Source organism: Glutamicibacter arilaitensis Re117 (assembly GCF_000197735.1).
GTDB classification, from domain to species: Bacteria; Actinomycetota; Actinomycetes; order Actinomycetales; family Micrococcaceae; genus Glutamicibacter; species Glutamicibacter arilaitensis.
Genome location: NC_014550.1, coordinates 1,504,568 through 1,527,033, shown reverse-complemented (window position 1 = coordinate 1,527,033; position 22,466 = coordinate 1,504,568). Strand labels below are relative to the sequence as shown.

Here is a 22,466-nt window from a genome sequence, read left to right as displayed (position 1 = left end):
CAACGCGAGAACCGCCCACCAGTGCTGGTGGGCGGTTCTCGCGTATCCGGGCAGTGCCGGGCTACTGCTGCGCCAGCGGCCGCCCGTAGGGGTAGTCCACCCAGGCTCCGGCACCGAATGCGGGGCAATGCCGCTCAGCGCCGTGGTGCGTGCACGAGGCATCGGCAGGATACCGGTAGCCTTGCAGCAGCTTGTCCGCCTCGGCCCAGCCCAATCCGTGGACTTCCCGCCCATCGGCGAAACGCAGGGCGTAGCTGAAATAGCGGTAGCGGATCCTGGTCAGCCGCCTTATCCCCTGCTGCGCGGTGGCTTGCACCGCTATCGGCATCTGTGCAGTCATTACTCCAGTCTTCCATGCTTCCAGCGGCCGTTTGCTCAGAGCCTAGTAGCGATGATTTCGATATCCGGCGGGCAATGCAAGGTCTGCAGCACCACGCAATACTTTTCCGTGGTCTCGATGAGCTGCGCCAAGTCCTGCTCGCTGGCGTCGGTTTACAGCTTGAAAGTGAGCTTGATCGAGCTGAATCCCACCGGGACTTCGGGATTCATGCCCAAGGTGCCGCGTACATCAAGCACACCGCTCGCGTGGACGCTGCCGGCAACGCCCAGCGACCTGTTGGCCGCGACTGCCGCCATGGTGACTCCGGCACAGGCAACCAGCGCCTGCAGGAGCATCTCCCCGGAACAGGCCAGCGTCCCGTCCCCGCCGGTGGATGGGTGCAGGCCGGCGCTCACCAAGGCCTGGCCTGTTTGCACCGAGCAGGAAAGCCCCTCTTCCCCGAGCCTTCCGCTGGCTTCCAATAGAATTCTTCCGGCCTGCGGCTTCTCGCGGTACAGCTGTTTCAATGGCCGTTGCACGCTACGCAGGATTTCCCGATCCATGACTGCCCTTCTCACCTGTCAACTACCGTGGGACTTTCCCATATACCGAGTATGCGCGCGCACCGGGCCGAAAGATCCTGGCAGTCGACGAGGATTTGCTACATGGTTAACCACTCATTCCCCCTGAGGAGATCACCATCGGGTGTTCCCCGGAATTCCGGGGCTAATTACCTGACTGCAGGACGCACGGTCAGGGTTCGCTGAAGAGCTGGCGCTACCGAGTACCAGTTGCCGCGACCGGATCCAGCGTTCCGAGCAATGTAATCACTCGGTAGTTTGTTTACACACGAACTCACCACATCGCTTACAACCAAACTCAGGACATCGTAGACACGCGGCATCAGCACATCGCTGACAACCAAACTCACAACATCGCTGACACCGTGCGCAACGAATCTCCTTAGCTAGGAAACGGCGACGTCAGACGAATAGTAGATGTCCTCATACTCGATCCGCTTCTGAGTCCAGGCCGGCTTCGGATCCCTGATCCGGGCTCCATACACCTGCCACAACGGCACCAAACGCGCACTGGAATGCAGCCTGACCGGTAACGGAAATGACAGTGATTGCTCACCATCAACAGTGCTGTAAAGCGCATAAGCATCCTTGCTCAAGACCAGCTGGTATTCACCGATCAGGTGAGCTGGCACCTTGAAAACACGGCCACGAAAATAGATCTGCGGATTCGTCCGTCGAATCTGGATCACATCATCGCGTTGATCCGCCAGAACGCGGGGGCTACCGGTGTAGTTTTCAACCTTCGTACGCCCCAACACCTGAAGCCCATCATCCACTACGCCCTCCGGAACCAAATCGGCCTTCACGGCCAGAGCCTTGTCCAAGTACGACTGGGCTTTGGCCTGTATCCGGGCAATATCGATGGCCACGCCATCCGAACCACGATGATCACCGGCTTCCCACGCTTGAGCAGGCGTCAGATACGTGTGCCCCACTTTCAGCGCCTGGTGGCGCCGACGGTGGTTATAGTGATTCCGATACTGCTCCAACAACGTGGAAAGCTCCGCCAGGTTATGTGGTGCATGCGCGTCGAGGAACCGGGTCAACGTATTATGGCTGCGTTCGTTCTTGCCTTGCGTTTGCGGATGACTGAACCGGCCCGTAATCGCTTCGCAGCCCACGCTAGCCAAGAATATTTCAGTCTGGTTCACCAGGCCCTGCCGAGAAAGATTGAAAGCACCACCATTGTCGCTGAGAAGTTGTTGCGGCACCCCATACTCCGCGAACGCTGCCTTGAGCGTTTCCATCGCATCTTGCGCGTTCTCCATTTGCTCAAAGCACCGCGTACCCACGTCGAATCGGGAGCCGTCATCAATGAGCTGATAGATCATCGCCTTGGTCGCGTCCTGGTCGAACAATCGATATTCCAGTCCGTCGATCTGCCACATTTCCATCGGATGCGAACGGGCGAAGCGCAGCCATGATTTACGGGGGCGTTTGCGCGGGTTTCGCTTGGTAGCTCCGGCCTCGGCAAGGATCCTGCCGATCGTGGCCACCGAGGGGCGTAGCTCACCGAACTCCTGAGTATCAAGGCTTTCGAACCAGATAGATAAGGGCCCGTTGTCCCACCCGTCCTTGGCCAGTCGCTTGCGGATGCGTAGGACCGTGGTTTTGGTTTGGTCGCTGTAGATGCGCCGGTCTGTTTTCGGGGCTCTGGAGTGCGGGTTGAGTGCTTTGTTCCCTTCGGCAACGAATCGCTCTTTGACTTTGTAGTAGGAGGGTCTGCTGATTCCCAGTTCCTTGCAGAACTGCGAGATACTCAAGGAGTCTGGCAGGCCCGGATCGAACTCGATGATTTGGCGGCGTATCGACGCCGATAATGAATTTGACACGTTTAATTATCAAATTGATCGCTGACCAGAAGGGGCCTGCCAGCATGTCTTGCTACCTGTCAGCGATGTGCTGATACATCCTGTAAGCGATGTTGTGAGTCAGGGTGTAAGCGATGTTCTGAGAGAGGACACAGCGTTCCGAGCAATAACGGGTACTCCGTTGGGATGATTTTGCGTGCTTTACCCCACCTGGCGTCCGATGAACATTTGCAACCAACTAGAGTTATAGGCAAACCCCATTCACCCAGGACACCGCTAGGAACTCACCCGCATGCAGCGCTTGGCCACATTGTCATTGAAAAACCGGGCGCTGATCGCGCTCATCACGGTTTTCGCCGCCATTTTCGGCGTGATTTCCATGGGATCGCTCAAACAAGAGTTGATTCCCGCTTTGGAATTTCCGCAAATCTCCGTCATGGCAACCCAAATGGGTTCCAGCCCCGAGGTCATCGATGAGCAAGTGGCTGAGCCGCTGGAAACCGCATTGCAGGCCGTCGAAGGGCTGGAATCCTCCAGCGCCGTCTCGCAGGCCGGCTTCACCCGCATAGCCCTGACCTTTGAATACGGGACGGACATGGACCGCGCCCGCACCCAGGTTGAGCGTGCCATTGCCAATTCCAAGGCCCAGTTGCCTGAAGATGTGGAACCGACCGCATTTGCCGGCTCCATCGCCGACTTCCCGGTACTGGCCCTGGCCGTCTCTTCTGACCAGTCGCTGGAACAGCTCAACGATGCGGTAGAACGCATCACCTTGCCAAAGCTGCAGAAGATCGATGGCGTGCGTGAGGCATCGGTCTCCGGCGGTTCCTCCCAGCACATTGCGGTGATCCCGGAAGATGACCAGATGCAGAACGCTGGTTTGAGTGTCGCGGATCTGAAGGACGGCATTGAAAATGCCGGCTCCCCCATGCCAATTGGCAACATGGATGTCGACGGCTTGGAACTGCCAGTTATTGCCGGTTCCACTCCCGATACCCTGGATGCCATCAAGCAGATCCCGCTGATCACCGACAACGGCCCAGTGCTGCTCCAGGACGTTGCCAAGGTTTCGGTGCAGGCCGATGAGGCAACTAGCATTACCCGAACCAATGGTGAAGAGACGCTTTCCATCCAGGTCACCAAGACTCCTGATGGCGATACCGTAGCCATCTCGCATGCGGTAACCGCCATGATTGCCGACTTGGAAGCTGAATTGGGCCATAAGGCCACCATCACCACGGTCTTTGACCAGGCCCCGTTCATCGAGGACTCCATCAAGCACCTGGCCTTGGAAGGCGCATTGGGTCTTGGTTTCGCAGTGATCATCATCTTGGTGTTCCTCTTCTCGGTCCGCTCAACCCTGGTTACCGCGATCTCCATTCCGCTCTCGCTGATGGCAACCTTCATCGGCATGAATGTCTTCGGATACACGCTGAACATGCTGACGTTGGGCGCGTTGACCATCTCTATTGGCCGCGTGGTGGATGACTCGATTGTGGTCATTGAAAATATCAAGCGCCACCTGGCCCATGGCGAGTCCAAGGCCCAGTCCATCTTGCTGGCGGTCAAGGAAGTTGCCGGGGCAATTACCGCAGCAACCCTGACCACCGTGGCAGTCTTCTTGCCAATCGCGCTGGTTGGAGGCATGGCCGGAGAACTATTCAGTCCGTTCGCACTGACCATGACCATCGCCTTGCTCGCTTCGCTGCTGGTCTCGCTGACTATCGTTCCGGTATTGGCTTACTGGTTCTTGCCTCATCGCCCAGGCAGCGGCGAAACCAAAACCGTCCATGTGGCTGAAGACAAGTCCTGGTTGCAGCGTGCCTACGTTCCAGTGCTGAAGAAGACCCAGAAGCACCCGGTCATCACCTTGCTCGCCTCGGTGCTGATTCTTGCCGGCACCGTAGCGATGACTCCACTGCTGAACACCAACCTCCTTGGCTCCACCGGAGAGAACTCGATTTCCATCACCGCAGAAATGCCATCTGGCACTGCCATGGAAACCACTGAGAAAGAAGCGGCGAAGATTGAAGCCAAGCTGGCTGAAATCGACGGAATTGAAGATGTCCAGATGACCGTGGGCAGTGCCAGCGGCATGGCCGCAATGTTCTCCTCGGGTTCCGATACTGCCAGTTTCACCGTGATCACCAACGCCGATGAAGATCAGGAATCACTGACCAACACCGTACGGGAACAGGTCGAAGGCTTGGATCTGGCCAAGGATCTGAATTTGAGCTTCGGTTCGAACTCCTCGGCCATGATGTCCAGCGATGTCACGGTAGAGGTCAAGGCTCCGGACGAGGATATCTTGCGTGAGGCGACCTCCAAGATGCGTGAAGCCCTGGAAGGTACCGAGCACGTTACCGAGCTCTCCGATAACCTCTCGGCCAAGCGCGAGCAGGTATCAATCGATATTGATGCCGAAAAGGCTGCCGAAGCTGGTCTGACCGAGACCCAGCTCGCTGGCATGGTTGCTTCCCAGGTCTCCCCTGTGCCAGCAGGCACCTTGCGCCTGGACTACACGGATATGACCGTGCAGATTGGCCAGGGCTTGGATCTGAACAGCATGGACAAGCTGCGCGAGCTGAAGATCCCTACCGCAACCGGCGTCAAGGAACTGCAGGATCTGGCCACCGTTGAGCGTGCCAATGTTGTCCAGCAGGTCACCACCTCCAACGGCGAACGTATCGCCACGCTCACGCTGACCCCGGCAGAGAATATGCTCGGAGCGGTCTCCGCTTCGGTCACCGAACGCCTGGAATCGGTGCAGCTGCCCGAGGGTGCAACCGCTGAACTCGGTGGCGCTGCTACCGAGCAGGCTGAGTCATTCAACCAGCTGTACCTGGCGTTGCTGGCGGCAATCGCGATTGTTTACGTCATCATGGTGGCGACCTTCAAGTCGCTGATCCAGCCGCTGGTCTTGTTGGTCTCGATTCCATTTGCGGCAACCGGAGCCATCGGCTTGCTGCTGATCTCAGGCATCCCGCTGGGCTTGCCATCGCTGATCGGCATGCTGATGCTGGTGGGTATCGTGGTGACCAACGCGATTGTGCTCATTGACCTGATCAACCAGTACCGTGAGGATACGCCAGAACGCCCGGCAATGGCTCTGGAAGAAGCGATCATGCAAGGTGCCCGCCAGCGTCTGCGTCCGATTCTGATGACCGCTTTGGCAACCATCTTCGCGTTGGTTCCGATGGGCTTGGGCCTGACAGGCCAGTCCGGTTTCATCTCCCAGCCGCTGGCGGTCGTGGTTATCGGCGGTTTGGTTTCCTCTACCTTGCTCACCCTGATCCTGGTGCCGGTACTTTACCGTTTGGTCGAGTCCCGCAAGGAGAAGAACGCTAACGCACGTGCAGCGCGCAAGCATTCAGCCCAGCAGCACACCGCGACACAGGATCTGACCCGTGCCATGAATAGCGCCCACGCCAAGATCACGGCCCCAGCAGCATCTGTGGCCCCCGAGCAGCAATCACCGAAACCAGGCAAGCTCCGGGCGGATGAAAAAGCATCCGCCAGCGGCAAGCCTGCTGCCAAGCGCTCGGCGCCAGCCGTTGCGTCCGATGCAGTGGTCAATCCCCTGACCGGACAAATCCCGGTCTCCCGCAAGGAACGCAGGGAGTTCGAGGAAATGATGAAGAAGGCCTCAAACGAGAAGCCTGAAGCATAGTCCAGCAAGCAACGACTTCGCCCCGCATGAAACCCAGCAATTAGTTGGGAATCATGTGGGGCGAAGTCGTTAAAGCTGTGAAATTCAGGAAGCGACAGGGGCAGCCGGCACGGGTTGGCGCCGCCACCTCAGATAGGCCCAAATGGTCAGCACGCCCACCACGATCCACGAAATGCCTATCACCACGCCGTTGAAAACATTCGGTACGGCAATAAAGGAACCAATGGCCACCAAAGACAGCTGCCCCGGGATGACCGACAGTGCGCTGGCCACCAAATAGTCGCGTTGCGAGACACCAAAGGCTCCGCTGCCGTAGTTCACTGGCCAGTACGGAATGCCCGGCATCAGACGCAGCATGAAGACCGCTAGCAGGCCTCGGGACTCAAGCCGCTGTTCGATGCGCACCGCGTGCTTGCCCATCAGCTTGCGGACCGTAGCGCGTCCCAGAGCCCGGGCGAGCCAGTAAGCAGCCCAGCTGCCTAGCAGCACGCCGATCAGCGAGAACGCGGTACCTTGGAATACGCCGAAGAGCAGGCCACCGCAGATGGCCATGACCGATATCGGAATGGGCGTGATGGCTACCAATGCGTAGAGGATGATGAAGCCGAACCGGGCACTCCAGCTGGTCCCATCAACCCTTGACCTGATCTCCTCGATGGATGGCAGGTGTACATTGAATGCCAGCCAGACCATGAGCAGGAATACAGCGATGAGCAGCCCGTTGCGCAGGTAGTTTTCCCATAGTGACGGCGCCTTGGCAGGATCATCAGGAAGACCGGATGATGGGTCAAACTCAGGTACTGCAGGCTCGGCATTCATAGTGGTAGCTTATCCTCATTGCTTTGAATGCAGATATTCTTTCCAACCCGCGCAGTGACACGGAGCAGTTGCATTTCGGCCAAATCCACAGAGGCTCTGTTCTGATGTCGCGATGCATACCCGACCTACTAGGATCACGTTTCGCCATGAACATTGATTCCCCCGTGACAGTTCTGCTCGTTGACGATGACTCGCTGATTCGTGCCGGCCTAGGCGCTATCTTGGGCAGCGATCAACGCATCTGCATTGTTGGCGAAGCTGAAAACGGCCACCGGGCAATCGAACTATCCCAGCGCTTGGATCCAGCGGTCATCCTGATGGATATCCGCATGCCGCAGCTGGATGGCCTAAGTGCCATGGAATCCATCCTGGATCAGAAACCGGATGCCAAGGTCATGATCCTGACGACTTTCGGAGACGAGAGCTACATTGACCGCGCCTTATCCGGTGGCGCAGCTGGATTCATGCTCAAGAGCTCCGGGCCAGATGAGCTCATTAGCGCGGTTTTAGCTGTTGCCGAAGGCGCCGCAGCTCTTTCTCCGCGCATCGCCCAACGAGTCATCGAAAAGGTGCGGAATCTCGATTCCTCTGGGCAATCCGACGCGCAAACGCTGGTCAGGAAACTGACCGCGCGGGAACATGACGTACTGGCTTTGGTGGGAGCAAGCTTGACCAACTCGGAGATTGCCGGTCGGCTCTTTCTTACCGAGGCCACAGTCAAGGGACACATGACCAGCATCATGCTCAAGATTAATGCCAGGAACCGTGTGGATGCAGCGCTGATTGCCTACCGGGCAGGGATCGTCGACGCCTAGGTTCCAGGGTGCCTGGTTCCAGAGGAAATATTTGACGCATCAACTTGTTATTACATGCATACGCATATAAATTGGTAGCAGGACAAAGCACTTGCACCGTAGCAACAGGAGTGGACATGCAATTCGGAGTATTCTCAGTCAGCGACATCACCCGCGACCCCACCACCGGCCGCATCCCTACCGAAAAAGAGCGCATCGACGCCCAGGTAGCCATCGCCAAGAAGGTCGAAGAAATCGGCATGGATGTCTATGCCATCGGCGAGCACCATAACCGTCCATTCTTCTCTTCATCCCCCACCACCACGCTGGCCTACATCGCTGCGCAGACTAAGCGCATCATCCTTTCAACCACCACCACGCTGATCACCACCAATGACCCGGTGAAGATCGCCGAGGACTTCGCCATGCTCCAGCACCTGGCCGACGGCCGCGTGGATCTGGTGCTCGGCCGCGGCAACACCGGCCCTGTCTACCCATGGTTCGGCAAGAACATGCAGGACTCGGTGAACCTGACTGTGGAGAACTACCATCTGCTGCGCCGCCTGTGGGATGAGGATGTAGTGAACTGGGAAGGAAAGTTCCGCACTCCCCTGCAGAACTTCACTTCCACCCCGCGCCCGCTGGACGATGTGGCACCATTCGTGTGGCACGGCTCGATCCGCACCCCGCAGGTTGCCGAAATCGCCGCATACTACGGTGACGGCTTCTTCGCCAACAACATCTTCTGGCCAAAGGAGCACTACCAGCAGCTGATCAACCTGTACCGCGAGCGCTACGAGCACTACGGACATGGCCGGGCAGATCAGGCAGTCGTGGGACTTGGCGGACAGTTCTACATGGCCAAGGATTCCCAGCAGGCAGTCAAGGAGTTCCGCCCGTACTTCGATAACGCCCCGGTCTACGGCCATGGCCCATCGTTGGAAGACTTCACCGCCCAGACCCCGCTGACCGTCGGATCCCCGCAGCAGGTGCTGGAAAAGACCCTGACCTTCCAGGAGTACTTCGGCAGCTACCAGCGCCAGCTGTTCCTGATCGACCACGCAGGCCTGCCGCTGAAGACTGTGCTGAACCAGCTGGATATGTTTGGCGAGTACGTCCTGCCTGAGCTGCGCAAGGAAATGGAATCCCGCGCACCAAAGGACCTGACGCCAGCTCCTACCCACCAGGGATTGGTTGCTGCTCGCAACGCTAAACTAGAAGCTGAGCAAGCAAACACCAAGGAGCCTGAAGTCAGTGACCGGGACCAGTAATCCAGCAGCCTCATTGAAGGTCACCACCGACGCCTGGGAAGCACTTTTCCGGGCGCAGGTGGCGGTCATGCGTGAAATCACCGCAATGCCCGAGTTCGGCAAGCTGTCCATGCGCGAGTATGACGTGCTTTTCAATTTGCGGACCTGCCCGGGCGGCAAGAGCCGGATGGTGGATTTGAATAAGCAGCTGCTCATTTCGCAGCCGAGCCTGAGCCGCATGGTCAACCGCTTGGAAGACCAGGAGCTGGTGGTACGCGAGGCAGATCCTGATGATCACCGCGCCATGCAGCTCTCGCTAACTGCGAAGGGCCGCAAGCTCCAGCAGGACATCGGCAGGGAGCATGTGAAGCATCTGCACAAGCTACTAGGCTGTGCACTAAGTGAAGACGAATTCCATGAGTTGGAACGCTTGAGTAATAAACTGCGGCAAGCAGTGCAGTAAGCATTCCACGCGGCTCGGAAGGACATGCCATAGGGCTGCTCCTTCCGAGCTCTTGGGCATCTCATGGGATTAAATTGAATCAGCGGAAACTGATCGATCTCGGCGCATAGAAGGCAGAACACTCTTGAAGGACGAAAAGCTACTGGGCTTGGACGAAGCTGCCAGCACCCTGGGCGTAGAAACCAAGGATTTGCGCAGTTACCTCCGCCAGCATCGCCCCAAGGGTGCCGTGCAAAAACCACCACAGCCCGGAGGAAACTGGCATGTGTCCGAATCATTGCTGACACAGCTTCAATTTGCCGGCGCGCCAGGGCTGAACATCGAGCTCAAAGCCATTGATGAGCAAACCATTGAATCTTTGGAATGGTCAGAGTGGAATTCTTTTGAACAGACAGTTGATTCTGCTCCGGTTGCTCCCGGCGTGTATATGTTCCGTTTCGCCGGTGAGTGCGAACGCGGACAAGAACCAATCTACGTAGGCCAGGCCGGTGAGCGCAGCGGCAAAGGAATCAAGGGCCGGCTGAAGATCTACTCCAGCGGCAAGGGCGCTACCTCTGGAATGGGCAAGTACGCCTTTGACCTAGGCTTGGCTGATCCCCAATGGCTGCGCGGACTTCTCGACGAAGCCGAGCGCGGTGAACCGCGCACCATTCAGCAGGTGGCACGCCAGGCCATCGACCGGTTGAATCTTGAGGGGCGCTGGGTGATCTGCATCCACCGCAAGGCCGCGCTGCTGCTGGAAGCCGCCTTGATCCAGAAGCACCACGCCTCTCTATGGAACACGGCCGGTATTCCCAAGGATGCCCAAGCCTAGCCCAACAGAATTATTACCTTCCCTCAGTACTCTTGCATCTGCCTGCCAGCGGGTTCACTGTTGAAGTAGCCATCCGGCCACCAGCACACAGGTTGAATCGAGGCTCTTGCCATGGGACCAGTTCATTGCGATGTCACCGTTTCCCTCGACGGATTCTGTGCCGGCGCAAGACAAAGCATGCAGCACCCGCTCGGTGACGGTGGCGAAGACTTGCACCGCTGGCAGTTCGAGCAAACCGAAGAGAACGCGACCGAGATCGCGGCCATCACCGAGGCTTCGGCGTTCGTCATGGGACAAAACATGTTCGGCCCACCGTCGGGCGACGAACAGGCCGACTGGATTGGCTGGTGGGGTGATAACCCGCCGTATCATTCGCCGGTTTTCGTTTTGACCCATCATCACAAGCCGACCCTATGCTTGGAAGGCGGAACTTCCTTCCAATTCATCACCCAGGGAATCGAAGAAGCGCTCTGCCAGGCGCAGGATGCCGCTGGCGAGCGTCCTGTGGCCATCGCCGGCGGAGCACAAACGATCGTGCAGTTCCTGCGCGCTGGGCTGATTGACGAACTCCGCCTTCATATTGCACCAATCCGTTTGGGGCAAGGTGAGGCAATTACCGTTGAAGACATCGAAATGCATATGGACCGCACGAATCATCGCGAGACCACTCTGGCAACGCATGTCTACTATCAGCGCCGGCGCTAAGTGCCGATTGCGTTATTTGTAGAAATCCTCGCGCAGGTTGATCCCATGCTCCAGCCAGGCTTTCATGGCGGCAAGCATTCCGGTCCATCCTTCGCAGTTCCCAAAGGCCGCTTGGATACCGGCGGCAGTAGGTTTCCAACCCGATTCGGTAATCACGACCTTGGTACGTGAACTCTCGGACTCGGAGGTGAATTCGAAGGTGACGGTGTTCATCCCATCGGACGCGAGCGTTTCCTGACCGCCCCACCGCAATATGATCCTCTTCCCCACTTCGGCTTCAAGAACATGCACCGGAAAAGCGCCGGGATAATCATGGAAATCCCACGTCACCGTAGCACCAGTTGCCAGATATCCTTGGGCTCCACCGGTGGTGAAGTAATGCGAGAGCTGTTCGGGATCGGCAACAGCGTCGTAGACCTGCCTGACAGACTTTGAAATAAAGCCTTTCACGCTAAATGACAGTTCATTGAGTTCTTCGAGCGGTTCCATACTTTATGGTTTACGCCTGATGCCCCGCACAGGCAATGCTTCTGCAAATTTTCAAAGTGAAATTTTAGCGGTCGGAGCGAAAAGGCTTGGCATAGTGGAATGTTCCCCGTGGCAGACGGGCCTCGTCGAAAACGCGAACCATGAAGTGTTCGCCCCACATGCTCTGGGTAGGAATGATTCCCTGCGCTTGTGCTGGGCCGTATCCAAAACGGCGATAGTAAGCCGGTGCCCCAAGTAAGACAATGCCGCTAACGCGTTCTTCCTCGGCCTTGTCGTGAATTTCTTGCATCAGAATCGAGCCGACGCCACGATGCTGGTATTCCGGTGCCACGGCCAGTGGCCCCAGGCCCAAGAGGGCTTCGCCTTCAACTTCACCCCAGGTTGCAATGACGTGTCCAATCACGGCCGTGTCATCTAATGCCACGATGGAAAAGCGTGAATCATATTGCTCGCAGTTGAACAGGTTCTGCAGCAGCCCGACTTCTTCTGGCTCGACCATCGGATCAATCCCAGCAAACGCTGCATGCGTCAATGCATACACCGCGGCTCGGTCATCGAAGACTTCTGGACGGATACGCATGCACGCAAACCTACCAAATCTCGCGAGTCTAGGAAAATTGATTCCTCGCGTTCATCAACCAATTTGACCCGCTTCCACCCCCACTAGAAGCAAAGATTACGCTGACTTAGTGACGTACTTCAGTTCAATCATTGACTCACTTTTAGTTCCAGTGCTATCCGCGCATCCAAGGCACGGGCATTGCATGAGATTCAGCTTGAACCTGCGGCGCAAGGCTACATGGGTACAAGTGGCACCGGAAATTCGGAGTGCCATCAATTTCGGGAATCCGGAGTGATCACAGGGTTTCACCGCGAAATACGTTGGCCGGTATGCGGCGAATAATCACCTGCCCATCTACCTACCCATTCTCTACCGAATGCACTAACGTCTTGAAGCAAGTAGCTATCAATGATGGAATAGGGGTCGCATCGCTTGACACCTATCACGGAGAATTCCATGACGAAGCCTAGTGCTTTCAAACTTTCCCTTACTGCCACGCTGTCAGCTGCACTGTTCGCCACTCTGCTACCGGCTACGCCAGCGGCTGCTGCGGCACCTGCGCCCGTGAGCATCCAGGTTCAGGCCCCAGCGTTGAGCGTCGACGCATCAGTTCAGATCGCTGCCAAGAAGATCCAGCGCAACCCGGCGAAGGATGATGTCTTCGTCAACAAGAAGTACCCGCTGAGTCCCAAGAAGTATGCTCCCAAGACGGTAGCGATCCAGGGCTCCAACGTACGGCTTCGCTCTTCGGCGGCGAAAGCCTACAACAAGATGGCCAAGGCCGCTGCCAAGGATGGCGTGAAGATCCGTGCAGTGAGCGGCTACCGTTCGTATAACCGCCAGGCCGAACTGTTCAACTACTACACCCGCATTTACGGCAAGAGCTACGCTTCGCGCATCTCTGCTGTACCAGGCACCAGCGAGCACCAGACCGGTCTGGCCATTGACGTTGGAAATGCCAACGGCGCTTGCGGATTGCAAGCCTGCTTCGCCAACACTCCAGTGGGCAAGTGGGTTGGCAAGAATGCGCACAAGTACGGCTTCATCATGCGCTACCAGAAGGGCCAGGAATCCGTTACCGGCTACTCCTACGAACCATGGCACTTCCGCTACTTGGGCACCTCGCTGGCCAAGAGCGTCAAGAATTCAGGGGCCAAGAGCCTCGAGGCCTACTACGGGGTTTCCGGCAAGAAGTCTGACAGCGCTCCGAAGAATTCCAAGGGCACTGCACAGACCACCGCGAATCTGAATATGCGCACCGGGGCAGGCACCGGCAATCGCGTGCTGCTGACCATCCCACGGGGCAAGAGCGTGCAGCTGACCGGTTCGAAGAAGTCCGGCTGGTACCAGGTGCGTTACAGCTCCCGCACCGGTTGGGTTTCAGGCAAGTACCTGAGCAGCATTTCAATGCCTTCGAAGCCAAAGAAGGAATCGAAGAAGAGCACCCCGAAGCAAAACACCAGCAATGCCAAGTCTGCAAAGACCAGCGCAAACTTGAACATGCGCACCGGGGTGGGCACCAGCCATCGCGTTGTCCTGACTATCCCGCAAGGCAAGAAGGTCGCCATTCGCGGGGCAAAGAAGTCCGGCTGGTACCCAGTGAAGTACGCAGGCAAGAACGGCTGGGTCTCAGGTACCTACCTGCGAAGCTTCTCCTCTTCGACTTATTCTCCGAAGTCCTCCGACCCCAAGTCCTCGAGCTCTGCTTCCAAGAAGACCATCGCGAACTTGAACATGCGCAGTGGCGCCGGAACGAGCAAGCGAGTGATCCTCACTATTCCCAAGGGCAAGAAGGTGAGCATCCGCGGGGCGAAGAAGTCCGGCTGGTACCCAGTGAAGTACGCAGGCAAGAACGGCTGGGTGTCAGGCAAATACCTGCGTTGATCTCCTGCATGAATGCCTGGCCTTGGAATTCCATTCCAAGGCCAGGCATTTTGCTTTAATTCCCAGCGAACAGTTGCTTCGGCCTAGTCGTTCAAGGCGCTGTAATCCAGCGCTCCGCCTCGGGCCGAGGAACCGTGGGTTTCCACGTGGATGTGGTCCATGTGCCGGCTGGTGTCGTTCCAGTTCTTGGACAGGTGCGTGCCGTACTTGCCCGAAGTCGAGTACGGTTCCCAGCCCTTTTGCGCACCAAGCCAGATCTGGTCCTGCCAGATCAGGTAGCTGACGCCGAGCTGACTGCGGTTATCGATCAGGAATCGGGCGATGCGGTCGCCAGCTTGGACGCCGCCAGCGCTGTTGTAGCGGGAAATCATCACATCCACGGCCCATCCCGAGCTGTGCCCTACCGAGCCTGGACGAATGGTTCCGAAAGACGTGTAGTCTCCGCTGAACAGCCGCCGGACGGTGTCCATGACCCGCTGGGTGTCAGGGCGCACGCTCTTGATCTCGGCGGTTGGCTTGCCAACAGAAAGGTACGTGGAACTGACGTAACCGGTGCCTTTGGAAGAAGTGACTTTGGACCACCCTGAGGTGCTCAGGTGTACGGTGAGCTTCTCGCCCTTAGAGATGACGCCCAGGGAACGGTGGTTGACGCCAGCCCCGGAACGCAAGTTCAAATTTGTCTTGGCGTAGCGGGCGCTGCCGCCTGTGGGGCTAATCCGATGTTCCGACTGCGGCTTGTCGCGCTCTACCGGGGTCGTCTCATGCTTGTTCGAATCGGGGGCCTTGGAAACCAGATAAGCGCTGCTGGACCACCTGTGCCCTTGCTGGAGCGGACCTTGGACCAGCCTCTGGAGGTTGCCAGGACGGCGACTTTCTCGCCCTTCGAGATCACGCCGATCGAACGGTGGCTGGTACCAGCTCCGGCACGCAGGTTAAGGAAAGCTGAAGCGTATGCGTACTTCTGGCTCTGCTTCGGGGCCGAAGGCTTTTCTTGTTTCTTCGGAATGCTTGGCTGCGCATTGCTGCTCAGGTACAGGCGGCTGACCCATCCACTGCCCTTGGAAGAAGTCACCTGGGCCCAGTTGCCCGATACCCGGTGCAACGTGACCTTCCCACCCTGGGGAATTACTCCTAGGGAACGGTGATTGGTGCCAGCTCCAGCGCGCAGGTTCAAATTGGCTGTGGTGTAGCGAGCCGTTTGGCTCGGAGTTTTCGATGCACTGGCCAGAGCATGGAGGTAGGAGTTGTGGGACCAGCCGGTCATCCCGGAGTAGCGGACTTTATCCCAGGATCCTTTGGTATCGAGCACGGCTACTTTGGCGCCATTGGGAATGACTCGCAGGGTGCTTGATTGCAACGTGGACTTGGCTCGCAAGCGCAGGTTTGCGGTGGTCCGCTTGGCCACCGAAGACTTCACGGACTTGATTGCAGGCCCGGTTGCCGGCAGCGCGCTGGGCACTTGGGAAGCCGCAACGGGTGCGGCATACGCTTGCCCGCCGGTTCCGACGGTCATGGTCATGGCCAGTGCCAGTGCAGCGGCGCGTCCAGGAATCTTCATACGCCCTTCAACTTCATCCTCGGAAGCCAGATTTCCTGCGCGCCACTCAGCACAGCAGTGGACTGAGTGGTTGGTGCAGGATGGAAATGGCAGTGCATTTTCTCCAGGAAATCCCGGTTACTTGAAACTCCAAGAGAATATTTTCAAGGCAACTTTGCCACATTCGAGGCCGTCAAGCATCCTCGATGCCAAAGTCAGTCTCTTGAGCCGGTCCATAAGTGAGTAGGATTACGCCTTCAGTGCGTTCAGCCCAACAACCCCGAAACGCAGGAGACAACCGCCGAAGCGACCTGGCTGATCTCGTTTTCTTTCGTTGTGCGGGTGAACGACAGTCGCAGGGCCGTGTGCGCCAGCTGTTCGTCATACCCCATGGCGGTCAGCACCGCTGACGGTTCGGTTGAGCCAGCCGCGCACGCCGAACCCGATGAGCAGAGGATTCCCTTGCGTGCCAGCTCGATGAGCACCGTTTCACCGGCGGTCTGCGGGAAGACAAAGGAAACGATGCCGCCCACTCGATGGACTGGGTCCCCCGTGAGCTGCACGCTTCCTGGGTGCTTGGCGTTGAGTTCTTTGAGGATCCGTTCGATCAGGTATGGGCCGAAATTTGCGCCAAGGCCACCTTCACGCTGTGAGGTCGCTGCTTGCAGAGCCACGGCGATGCCTACAGCGGCCGCCGGATTTTCGGTTCCAGACCGCATTCCCCCTTGCTGCCCGCCACCTTGCAGCAGTGGCACAAAGCGATGCTTGGCAGATAGGTACATTGCCCCGCTGCCCTTGAGACCTCCGATTTTGTGTCCCGAGATGCTCAGCGCATCCACGGCGGCACACAATGGCTTCAGATCAATCCACCCGGCACCTTGCACTGCGTCGGTGTGCATCAGGGCTCCGGCCTCATGGACCAGTTCGGCAACTGCAGCCACCGGCTGGATGGTCCCCACTTCATTGTTCACGGCCATCACCGATACCACTGCAACATCGGTGTCAATGAGTTCGCCCGCTGCTTTCAGATCAACAAGGCCCGTGCCAGTGACCGGGATGATCCGGTGTTCAAATCCATGGAATTCAACAAGATACTTGCAGGCTTCCATTACTGCTGGATGCTCCACCGAGCTGCACACCACCACTCGTCCCCGGGGGTTGGCCAAGGCCGCCCCGATGACCGCTGCATTGGCTCCTTCGGTGCCGCCGGAAGTAAAATAGACTTCCTGAGCTGCCACGCCTAATTGGCCGGCTACCTGCGTGCGGGCCCAGTCGTTGGCTCGTTTGGCCTGCTGCCCGGATTCGTGCAAAGATGCCGGGTTACCGAAGTCCCTGGTCAATAACGGATTGATCACGTCCAGAACGTTTTGCCGAGGTGGCGCAGTAGCTGCGGCATCCATGTAAATCATGCAATAACCATATCCAGTCCAAGGTCAATTGCTTTCACCGAGTGGGTAATAGCGCCCGAGGAGATGACATCAACGCCGGCTTCAGCAACAGCCACGACGGTTGACGCGTTGATGTTTCCGCTGGCTTCCACCACTGCCTGCCCATCGATCAGTTCAATGGCTGCCGGGATATCTGCAGGATCAAAGTTATCCAGCATGATGATGTCTACTCCGGCGGCGAGCACCGGCGGAATCTGTTCGATGGAATCTACTTCAACTTCCATCGAGGTGGTGTGTCCTAGCCGTGCGCGAACTGATTTCAGCGCCGCGGTGAGTTGTTCTCCGTTGTCCAACAAGGCCAGGTGGTTGTCTTTAGCCATGAAAGCATCAGAGAGGTTGTCTCGGTGGTTCACCCCGCCACCGCATCGCACCGCATAGCGTTCAAGGACGCGCAGGCCCGGAGTAGTTTTGCGGGTATCGACAATTCGGGCTTTGGTATGTGCCACGAGGTCCACAAGCTGCGCCGTTGCGGTGGCGATAGCGCTCATGCGCTGCAGCAGGTTCAGTCCCACGCGTTCTGCGGTCAGCAGGCTGGCTGCCGGACCGGTTACCTTGAGCAAATCGTCCCCTGCCTCGAACTTTTCCCCCTCGGGAATCAGTTGCTCAACTTCCAGCTGGGCATCAACCAGGTGCATGGTCCGGGTGAATACATCTCCGCCGGACAGCACGCCGGGCTGGCGCGCCTTAACCACTGCGGTAGCTCGGGCATCTTGCGCAACGATAGTCAGTGCGGTGATATCGCCACGCGGGTTATCCTCGGCGAGCGCCAGCTCGATGATGCGGTCCATAGCCGCTACGGGTACCGGGTGGATCAAAGTGTTCACGCGTTCATTTCCTTGCTCAAAAGGTTCTCATTGTTCAGCTCGCTGGGGTGCAGGGTCCAGCCATAGCGAATCCCTGCGCCAGCGTTGCCGGACAGGTTCTCCGGTGCGTCCACACGGTGGTGTGCGCCCAGGCTTTCGGTACGTGCAATGGCGCCTGCGGTGATGATCCGCGCGGTGATCCATAGATTGCGCAGTTCAGCTTGTTCGCGCGCGGTTGCGGCTACCGGTGCGCCCTTTGCCAGCAGCTGCGCCATTTCTTCGAGATCGTTTGCGGTTCGATGGACCCCGAGTTTGGCGCTGGCGGCCGTTTGCAGCTGTTCAAGGCCTAATGGTGCTGCTGGGTTGGGCGTATCGATCTGCTGGATGCTCAGTGGATCGACCTCGCAGCTGGCAGCTGGCGAATCGCCGCGCATGGCGGTTACGGCACCTCGGGCAAACACCATCGCTTCCAGCAAGGAGTTGCTGGCCAGGCGATTGGCCCCGTGAACTGTCGTGTTGGCGCATTCGCCGGCCGCGTAGAGCCCGGGCACTGAGGTTCGCCCTGCGGTGTCGGTATAGATTCCACCCATGAAGTAGTGCTGGGCGGCAACTACTGGGATCAGGTCGTGTGCCATATCCAGCCCGGTTCCGTCCTTGGCGCAGGCGGCTAGCCTGGCGGTGATGGAGGGGAATCGTTTGGCTAGGAATCCCGCTCCCCGGGATTCTTCTACCACCCGGGCATCGAGGTAGACCCGGTGCCCTGCTTGGATTTGTCCATGGATGCCGCGAGCTACGACGTCGCGTGGTGCCAGTTCGGCGTCCGGGTGGATCTCTTTCATGAAGCGCTGCCCGGTTTCATTGACCAAGATGGCCCCTTCTCCGCGGACGGCTTCGGAGACCATGCCTGCTGTTGGATATTGGGCCGGGTCAACCAAGGTCGGATGGAACTGGATGAATTCGGCATCAGCAATCACTGCACCGGCTCTGACTGCAAGGCCAATGCCGTCGGCAGTTGCTCCCTGCGGGTTGGTGCTAGCAGCATAGAGCTGGCCCAGACCCCCGGTGGCCAGAAGCACTGCGGGGGCAGGCAGGCTTTGCTCGCCATCGTGGTGCAGGTACTTCACCCCGGTGACTTTTCCATCTTGCAGTTCCAGGTCGGTGACAACAGCATCTTCAACGATGCGCAGCTTATGCTCTGCTTCCAACGCACGTACGGCGCGAACCAAGGCGTGCACCATCATGGCGCCGGTGGCATCTCCCTCGATATGCAAAATACGGTGTGCACTGTGCGCCGCTTCAAGACCCAGCTCATAGGTGCCGGCTTCATCACGGTCAAAGTTCACCGCATATGATTCCAAGGCCTGGACCAGCTCGTCGCTTGCCGAACACATGTATTGCACCGGGCCCACCCCGCAGTGCCCTGCGCCAGCGCTGAGCGTATCGGCCACGTGCTTGGCAACGGAGTCTCCGTGGGAAATCGAAGCTGCGGTGACAGCAGAGAGTCCGCCCTGGGCGAGCTTGGAGTTCGAGTCTCCCAGCTTGTCCTTGCTCAGCACGATGGGGTTCAGACCCAGTTCAACGCCTTGCAGCGCCGCGCATAAACCGGCCACCCCGGAACCTACGATCACCAGTTGCGGTGATGAGTTCTCTTCCCGGTTCATGGCTTGGCGGCCAGCATGCGCTCCAGAGCGATCTTTGCATCACCCTGCTGATCTTTCGGAACGGTGATCTGATTGACCACTCGCCCGGCCACGAGTTCTTCCAGCACCCAGGCGAGGTAGCCGGGGTGGATGCGGTACATGGTGGAGCACGGGCAGATCACCGGGTCCAGGCAGAAGATGGTGTGCTGCGGGTACTGCGCGGCCAAGCGGTTGACCATGTTGATTTCGGTGCCGATGGCAAAGGTTGTCGGCTCGGTCGCGCCTGCGATGGCCTTCTGGATGTAGTCGGTGGATCCGGCTTCATCTGCTGCATCCACTACTTCCATGGGGCACTCTGGGTGCACAATGACGCGTACGCCCGGGAATTCCTGACGGGCCTTGGCGATCTGGGCAGGGTTGAAGCGCTTGTGCACCGAGCAGAAGCCGTGCCACAAAATGACTTTGGCATCGTGCATGATGGCTTCATCATTGCCGCCCAGAGCCTTGCGCGGGGTCCACATGGGCATCTGCTCCAGCGCAATGCCCATGGCCTTGGCGGTGTTGCGTCCCAGGTGCTGGTCGGGGAAGAACAAGACTCGGCGTCCACGTTCAAAGGCCCACTCCAGTACGGTGGCGGCATTCGAGGAAGTGCACACCAGTCCCCCGTTGCGTCCAACGAAAGCCTTGAGTTCAGCCGAGCAGTTCATGTAAGTCACCGGAATGACCGGCATCCGACCATCGTCTTCTTCATCCTTGTACAGCGCGGTGAGTTCTTCCCAGCACTGCTGGACGCTGGGGCCATCGGCCATATCCGCCATGGAACAGCCGGCTGCCAGGTTGGGCAGGATGACCGCTTGGTCCTCACGGCTGAGGATATCGGCGGTTTCGGCCATGAAGTGCACTCCGCAGAAGACAATGGCTTCTGCCTTGTCTCGGGTCAATGCCGCATTGGCCAGCTGGAAGGAATCTCCCACGAAGTCGGCGTACTTGACCACTTCATCGCGCTGGTAGAAGTGGCCGAGGATCACGGCCTTATCCCCCAGTGTTGCCTTGGCGGCCACGATCCGCGCGTCCAATTCCTCGTCGCTGGCCTTCAGGTATTCCTCGGGAATCGAACTTTGCACCGGGTAGCCGGAAGGAATCTGGTCTTCTTGGGATGCGCCCGGACCGTATCCGGCTGGTGTGTCCCACGGGCTGGCCGCGAGGTCTGTGGAACAGGTGGACTCCGGTGCCAGCAGGTTCAGCTGGGCAATGTTCTGGGCGACCGAGCCGGTGGCTTCAGCGGTTTGGATGTGATGCGAGTTCATGAGGTCCCCTTTCGCGGGGTTGTTCAGCGTGCTTGGCGTGGTTGGTGTTGCCTAGTTGTTCTGTTCGGTGTCGACCTGCAGCGGGTCGCGTCCGTGTCCGGCATAGCGGTAGAGCCGTGGCGGCCGGTGCTTTCCTCCGGCCAGATACTCATCGGTTTCCTCAATGGAGGCCGTGCTCTTGAGGGTGCGGCGGAAGTTCGCTGGGTCTAGCCGGCGTCCCAGGATCGCTTCGTAGACTCCGCGCAGGGCTGCCAGGGTGAAGCGTTCACCGAGCAACCGGTGCGCAATCTGGCCGTATTCGGTCTTGTTGCGCAATCGCCAGAGCGCGTAGTCGACTATTTTCCGGTGGTCGAAAGCCATCTGGGCAATCTGCGGATCATCGATATCGAACCAGGCCACGTTTTCGTATTGGACGGTGGCGCCCACTTGATCTGCGTTCAGCAGCGCAAAGTAGGCGATGGTGACCAGCCGGTGGGTTGGCGAGCGGTCGATATCCCCGAAGGTATAAAGCTGCTCCAGATAGCTCGGACGCAGGCCCGTGGTTTCGGCTAGGTTGCGGCTGGCCGCCTGGCCCAAGGATTCACGGGTTTCTACCGGGCCTCCGGGCAACGCCCACATGCCGGCGTGTGGCTGGCGGATGCGACGTACCAGCGGCAAGCAGAGCTTATCCGGACCGCCGTCTTTCCCTTCCCGGATTCCTAGAATCACGGTGGATACGGCTAGGGCTGGTGGCAGGTTCCGGCGTTCGTTGACGTTCGCCCATCCTGGTACCGATGACATCTTGCGCGTGCTCTCCGATGCGATATTTTCAAATTTTGTTAAAGTCATTCTGACATTAACAAGGCCTGCACTGCTACATGTAGACCAGAAAATCCAAAACATGCTTATCAAACCGCGATGCACCCAACGACACACTCGCTGGTTGAGGCATATCCCCTCGCTCAAAAGGCCTAAACTTCTGCAAACGGACGGATGAGTGAATAAACTTGACGGTTTCACAGATTCAAGATGCCATTGAGGCAGGACAGCCGACCGAGGTGGCCTCCCTGGCCTTGTGCCTTGACCCGGAAGCGATTTACGAGAACTTCGACTTCCACCGGATCTCTGATGATGCGCAGCCATATTGGGACTTCGCCAAATTGTGGGTTCAGTCCGCACCGGCACTGGCCAAACCGCTCATTGCCCGGTGGGTATTGGACATTGCCACCTCAGAATTCGCCTACTTGGAGATCGAATCTGAAGCCGACAAGTTGCTTATCAGCTCGGTTCAGGATGCCAAGAATTGCCTTGCCAGCCTGATCGAAGACGTATCGGTTTTGTCCGATAACCCTGATGCAGGTCTCGCCAAGGCCCAAATCCTGGAGCTGGGCAGCGCATCCAAGACCCTCAAGGATCGGCAGAGTCCAAACGCTGGAATCTGGTATCAATGGATCAGGCAGAGCGCTCCCGCAGCCGGGATGGAAGTGACATTTTGTCTACGCCAGCACGGTTTCAACCGCTCTTTGAGCGCATTCATCTGCCAATGCCGCGATGACAGGCGCGAAAGCCTGAAGTCGCCTAGGATCTAGAG

Annotated in this window: 21 protein-coding genes; 8 read left to right on the top strand and 13 right to left on the bottom strand. The window is 58.2% G+C overall.

Features of this window, described 5'->3' with window-relative positions:
- Positions 1-61: 61 nt before the first annotated feature.
- The 3 genes from AARI_RS07440 to AARI_RS07430 all read right to left on the bottom strand — a co-directional run bounded on the left by AARI_RS07440 (position 62) and on the right by AARI_RS07430 (position 2,732).
- The gene (locus AARI_RS07440) at positions 62-340 is read right to left on the bottom strand and encodes a hypothetical protein (protein ID WP_013348710.1); all 279 of its coding nucleotides are present in this window, start codon (positions 338-340) and stop codon (positions 62-64) included.
- 152 nt (positions 341-492) lie between these two features.
- Positions 493-882, bottom strand: a complete 390-nt coding sequence (locus tag AARI_RS07435; RefSeq protein WP_197535091.1) for an OsmC family protein — start codon at positions 880-882, stop codon at positions 493-495.
- A 404-nt stretch (positions 883-1,286) separates the two neighbouring features.
- A complete protein-coding gene (locus tag AARI_RS07430; protein WP_013348709.1) occupies positions 1,287-2,732 on the bottom strand; it encodes an IS481-like element ISAar22 family transposase in 1,446 nt (481 codons plus the stop codon).
- 271 nt (positions 2,733-3,003) lie between these two features.
- Here AARI_RS07430 and AARI_RS07425 point away from each other — a divergent pair, with 271 nt between their 5' ends.
- Entirely contained in the window at positions 3,004-6,381 is a 3,378-nt protein-coding gene (locus AARI_RS07425) for an efflux RND transporter permease subunit (RefSeq protein ID WP_013348708.1), read from the top strand.
- 84 nt (positions 6,382-6,465) lie between these two features.
- Here AARI_RS07425 and AARI_RS07420 read toward each other — a convergent pair whose 3' ends face one another.
- Entirely contained in the window at positions 6,466-7,200 is a 735-nt protein-coding gene (locus tag AARI_RS07420; RefSeq protein ID WP_013348707.1) for a TVP38/TMEM64 family protein, read from the bottom strand.
- A 146-nt stretch (positions 7,201-7,346) separates the two neighbouring features.
- Here AARI_RS07420 and AARI_RS07415 point away from each other — a divergent pair, with 146 nt between their 5' ends.
- The 5 genes from AARI_RS07415 to AARI_RS07395 all read left to right on the top strand — a co-directional run bounded on the left by AARI_RS07415 (position 7,347) and on the right by AARI_RS07395 (position 11,226).
- The gene (locus AARI_RS07415; RefSeq protein ID WP_013348706.1) at positions 7,347-8,015 is read left to right on the top strand and encodes a response regulator; all 669 of its coding nucleotides are present in this window, start codon (positions 7,347-7,349) and stop codon (positions 8,013-8,015) included.
- 116 nt (positions 8,016-8,131) lie between these two features.
- Entirely contained in the window at positions 8,132-9,265 is a 1,134-nt protein-coding gene (locus tag AARI_RS07410) for an LLM class flavin-dependent oxidoreductase (RefSeq protein ID WP_013348705.1), read from the top strand.
- Positions 9,249-9,707 (top strand): MarR family winged helix-turn-helix transcriptional regulator, encoded by a 459-nt coding sequence (locus tag AARI_RS07405; RefSeq protein WP_013348704.1) that lies wholly within the window; start codon positions 9,249-9,251, stop codon positions 9,705-9,707. Before AARI_RS07410 ends, AARI_RS07405 begins: the two co-directional genes overlap by 17 nt.
- A gap of 124 nt (positions 9,708-9,831) precedes the next feature.
- Entirely contained in the window at positions 9,832-10,521 is a 690-nt protein-coding gene (locus AARI_RS19630) for a hypothetical protein (RefSeq protein ID WP_013348703.1), read from the top strand.
- 111 nt (positions 10,522-10,632) lie between these two features.
- On the top strand, positions 10,633-11,226 hold the full coding sequence (locus AARI_RS07395; protein ID WP_013348702.1) for a dihydrofolate reductase family protein: 594 nt from the start codon (positions 10,633-10,635) through the stop codon (positions 11,224-11,226).
- Positions 11,227-11,238: 12 nt separating this feature from the next.
- Here AARI_RS07395 and AARI_RS07390 read toward each other — a convergent pair whose 3' ends face one another.
- Positions 11,239-11,715, bottom strand: coding sequence for an SRPBCC family protein (locus AARI_RS07390; RefSeq protein WP_013348701.1), 477 nt, complete (start codon positions 11,713-11,715; stop codon positions 11,239-11,241).
- Between the two features lie 64 nt (positions 11,716-11,779).
- Positions 11,780-12,295: a GNAT family N-acetyltransferase gene (locus tag AARI_RS07385; protein ID WP_013348700.1), complete on the bottom strand. Its 516-nt coding sequence runs from the start codon at positions 12,293-12,295 to the stop codon at positions 11,780-11,782.
- Between the two features lie 438 nt (positions 12,296-12,733).
- On the opposite strand from AARI_RS07385, the gene AARI_RS18940 reads away from it, so the two are divergent.
- Positions 12,734-14,161: a D-alanyl-D-alanine carboxypeptidase family protein gene (locus tag AARI_RS18940; RefSeq protein WP_013348699.1), complete on the top strand. Its 1,428-nt coding sequence runs from the start codon at positions 12,734-12,736 to the stop codon at positions 14,159-14,161.
- 83 nt (positions 14,162-14,244) lie between these two features.
- On the opposite strand, the gene AARI_RS07375 is transcribed toward AARI_RS18940, so the two are convergent.
- The 7 genes from AARI_RS07375 to AARI_RS07345 form a co-directional block, all read right to left on the bottom strand.
- Positions 14,245-14,835, bottom strand: coding sequence for an SH3 domain-containing protein (locus AARI_RS07375; protein WP_041648649.1), 591 nt, complete (start codon positions 14,833-14,835; stop codon positions 14,245-14,247).
- A gap of 71 nt (positions 14,836-14,906) precedes the next feature.
- Positions 14,907-15,719, bottom strand: coding sequence for an SH3 domain-containing protein (locus AARI_RS07370; RefSeq protein ID WP_013348697.1), 813 nt, complete (start codon positions 15,717-15,719; stop codon positions 14,907-14,909).
- A 245-nt stretch (positions 15,720-15,964) separates the two neighbouring features.
- Positions 15,965-17,107, bottom strand: a complete 1,143-nt coding sequence (locus tag AARI_RS07365; protein WP_013348696.1) for a cysteine desulfurase family protein — start codon at positions 17,105-17,107, stop codon at positions 15,965-15,967.
- A complete protein-coding gene (gene nadC, locus AARI_RS07360) occupies positions 17,104-17,970 on the bottom strand; it encodes a carboxylating nicotinate-nucleotide diphosphorylase (protein ID WP_013348695.1) in 867 nt (288 codons plus the stop codon). The genes AARI_RS07365 and nadC overlap by 4 nt, the downstream gene beginning before the upstream one ends.
- Complete coding sequence (locus AARI_RS07355; RefSeq protein ID WP_013348694.1) at positions 17,967-19,610, bottom strand: L-aspartate oxidase; 1,644 nt, start codon at positions 19,608-19,610, stop codon at positions 17,967-17,969. Before AARI_RS07355 ends, nadC begins: the two co-directional genes overlap by 4 nt.
- The gene (nadA, locus tag AARI_RS07350) at positions 19,607-20,896 is read right to left on the bottom strand and encodes a quinolinate synthase NadA (protein WP_013348693.1); all 1,290 of its coding nucleotides are present in this window, start codon (positions 20,894-20,896) and stop codon (positions 19,607-19,609) included. The genes AARI_RS07355 and nadA overlap by 4 nt, the downstream gene beginning before the upstream one ends.
- A gap of 51 nt (positions 20,897-20,947) precedes the next feature.
- Positions 20,948-21,676, bottom strand: a complete 729-nt coding sequence (locus AARI_RS07345) for an NUDIX hydrolase (protein ID WP_013348692.1) — start codon at positions 21,674-21,676, stop codon at positions 20,948-20,950.
- A gap of 206 nt (positions 21,677-21,882) precedes the next feature.
- Here AARI_RS07345 and AARI_RS07340 point away from each other — a divergent pair, with 206 nt between their 5' ends.
- Positions 21,883-22,464, top strand: coding sequence for a hypothetical protein (locus tag AARI_RS07340; RefSeq protein ID WP_013348691.1), 582 nt, complete (start codon positions 21,883-21,885; stop codon positions 22,462-22,464).
- Positions 22,465-22,466 lie beyond the last annotated feature (2 nt).

Excerpts from the sequence above, each read along its gene's own strand:
- AARI_RS18940 (WP_013348699.1), top strand. The coding sequence starts at position 12,734 with ATGACGAAGCCTAGTGCTTTCAAACTTTCCCTTACTGCCACGCTGTCA.
- AARI_RS07410 (WP_013348705.1), top strand. The coding sequence starts at position 8,132 with ATGCAATTCGGAGTATTCTCAGTCAGCGACATCACCCGCGACCCCACC.
- AARI_RS07385 (WP_013348700.1), bottom strand. The coding sequence starts at position 12,295 with ATGCGTATCCGTCCAGAAGTCTTCGATGACCGAGCCGCGGTGTATGCA.
- nadA (WP_013348693.1), bottom strand. The coding sequence starts at position 20,896 with ATGAACTCGCATCACATCCAAACCGCTGAAGCCACCGGCTCGGTCGCC.
- AARI_RS07395 (WP_013348702.1), top strand. The coding sequence starts at position 10,633 with ATGGGACCAGTTCATTGCGATGTCACCGTTTCCCTCGACGGATTCTGT.
- AARI_RS07435 (WP_197535091.1), bottom strand. The coding sequence starts at position 882 with ATGGATCGGGAAATCCTGCGTAGCGTGCAACGGCCATTGAAACAGCTG.
- AARI_RS07390 (WP_013348701.1), bottom strand. The coding sequence starts at position 11,715 with ATGGAACCGCTCGAAGAACTCAATGAACTGTCATTTAGCGTGAAAGGC.
- AARI_RS07425 (WP_013348708.1), top strand. The coding sequence starts at position 3,004 with ATGCAGCGCTTGGCCACATTGTCATTGAAAAACCGGGCGCTGATCGCG.
- AARI_RS07355 (WP_013348694.1), bottom strand. The coding sequence starts at position 19,610 with ATGAACCGGGAAGAGAACTCATCACCGCAACTGGTGATCGTAGGTTCC.
- AARI_RS07365 (WP_013348696.1), bottom strand. The coding sequence starts at position 17,107 with ATGATTTACATGGATGCCGCAGCTACTGCGCCACCTCGGCAAAACGTT.
- AARI_RS07345 (WP_013348692.1), bottom strand. The coding sequence starts at position 21,676 with ATGTCATCGGTACCAGGATGGGCGAACGTCAACGAACGCCGGAACCTG.
- AARI_RS07370 (WP_013348697.1), bottom strand. The coding sequence starts at position 15,719 with ATGAAGATTCCTGGACGCGCCGCTGCACTGGCACTGGCCATGACCATG.
- AARI_RS07420 (WP_013348707.1), bottom strand. The coding sequence starts at position 7,200 with ATGAATGCCGAGCCTGCAGTACCTGAGTTTGACCCATCATCCGGTCTT.
- AARI_RS07415 (WP_013348706.1), top strand. The coding sequence starts at position 7,347 with ATGAACATTGATTCCCCCGTGACAGTTCTGCTCGTTGACGATGACTCG.
- AARI_RS07440 (WP_013348710.1), bottom strand. The coding sequence starts at position 340 with ATGACTGCACAGATGCCGATAGCGGTGCAAGCCACCGCGCAGCAGGGG.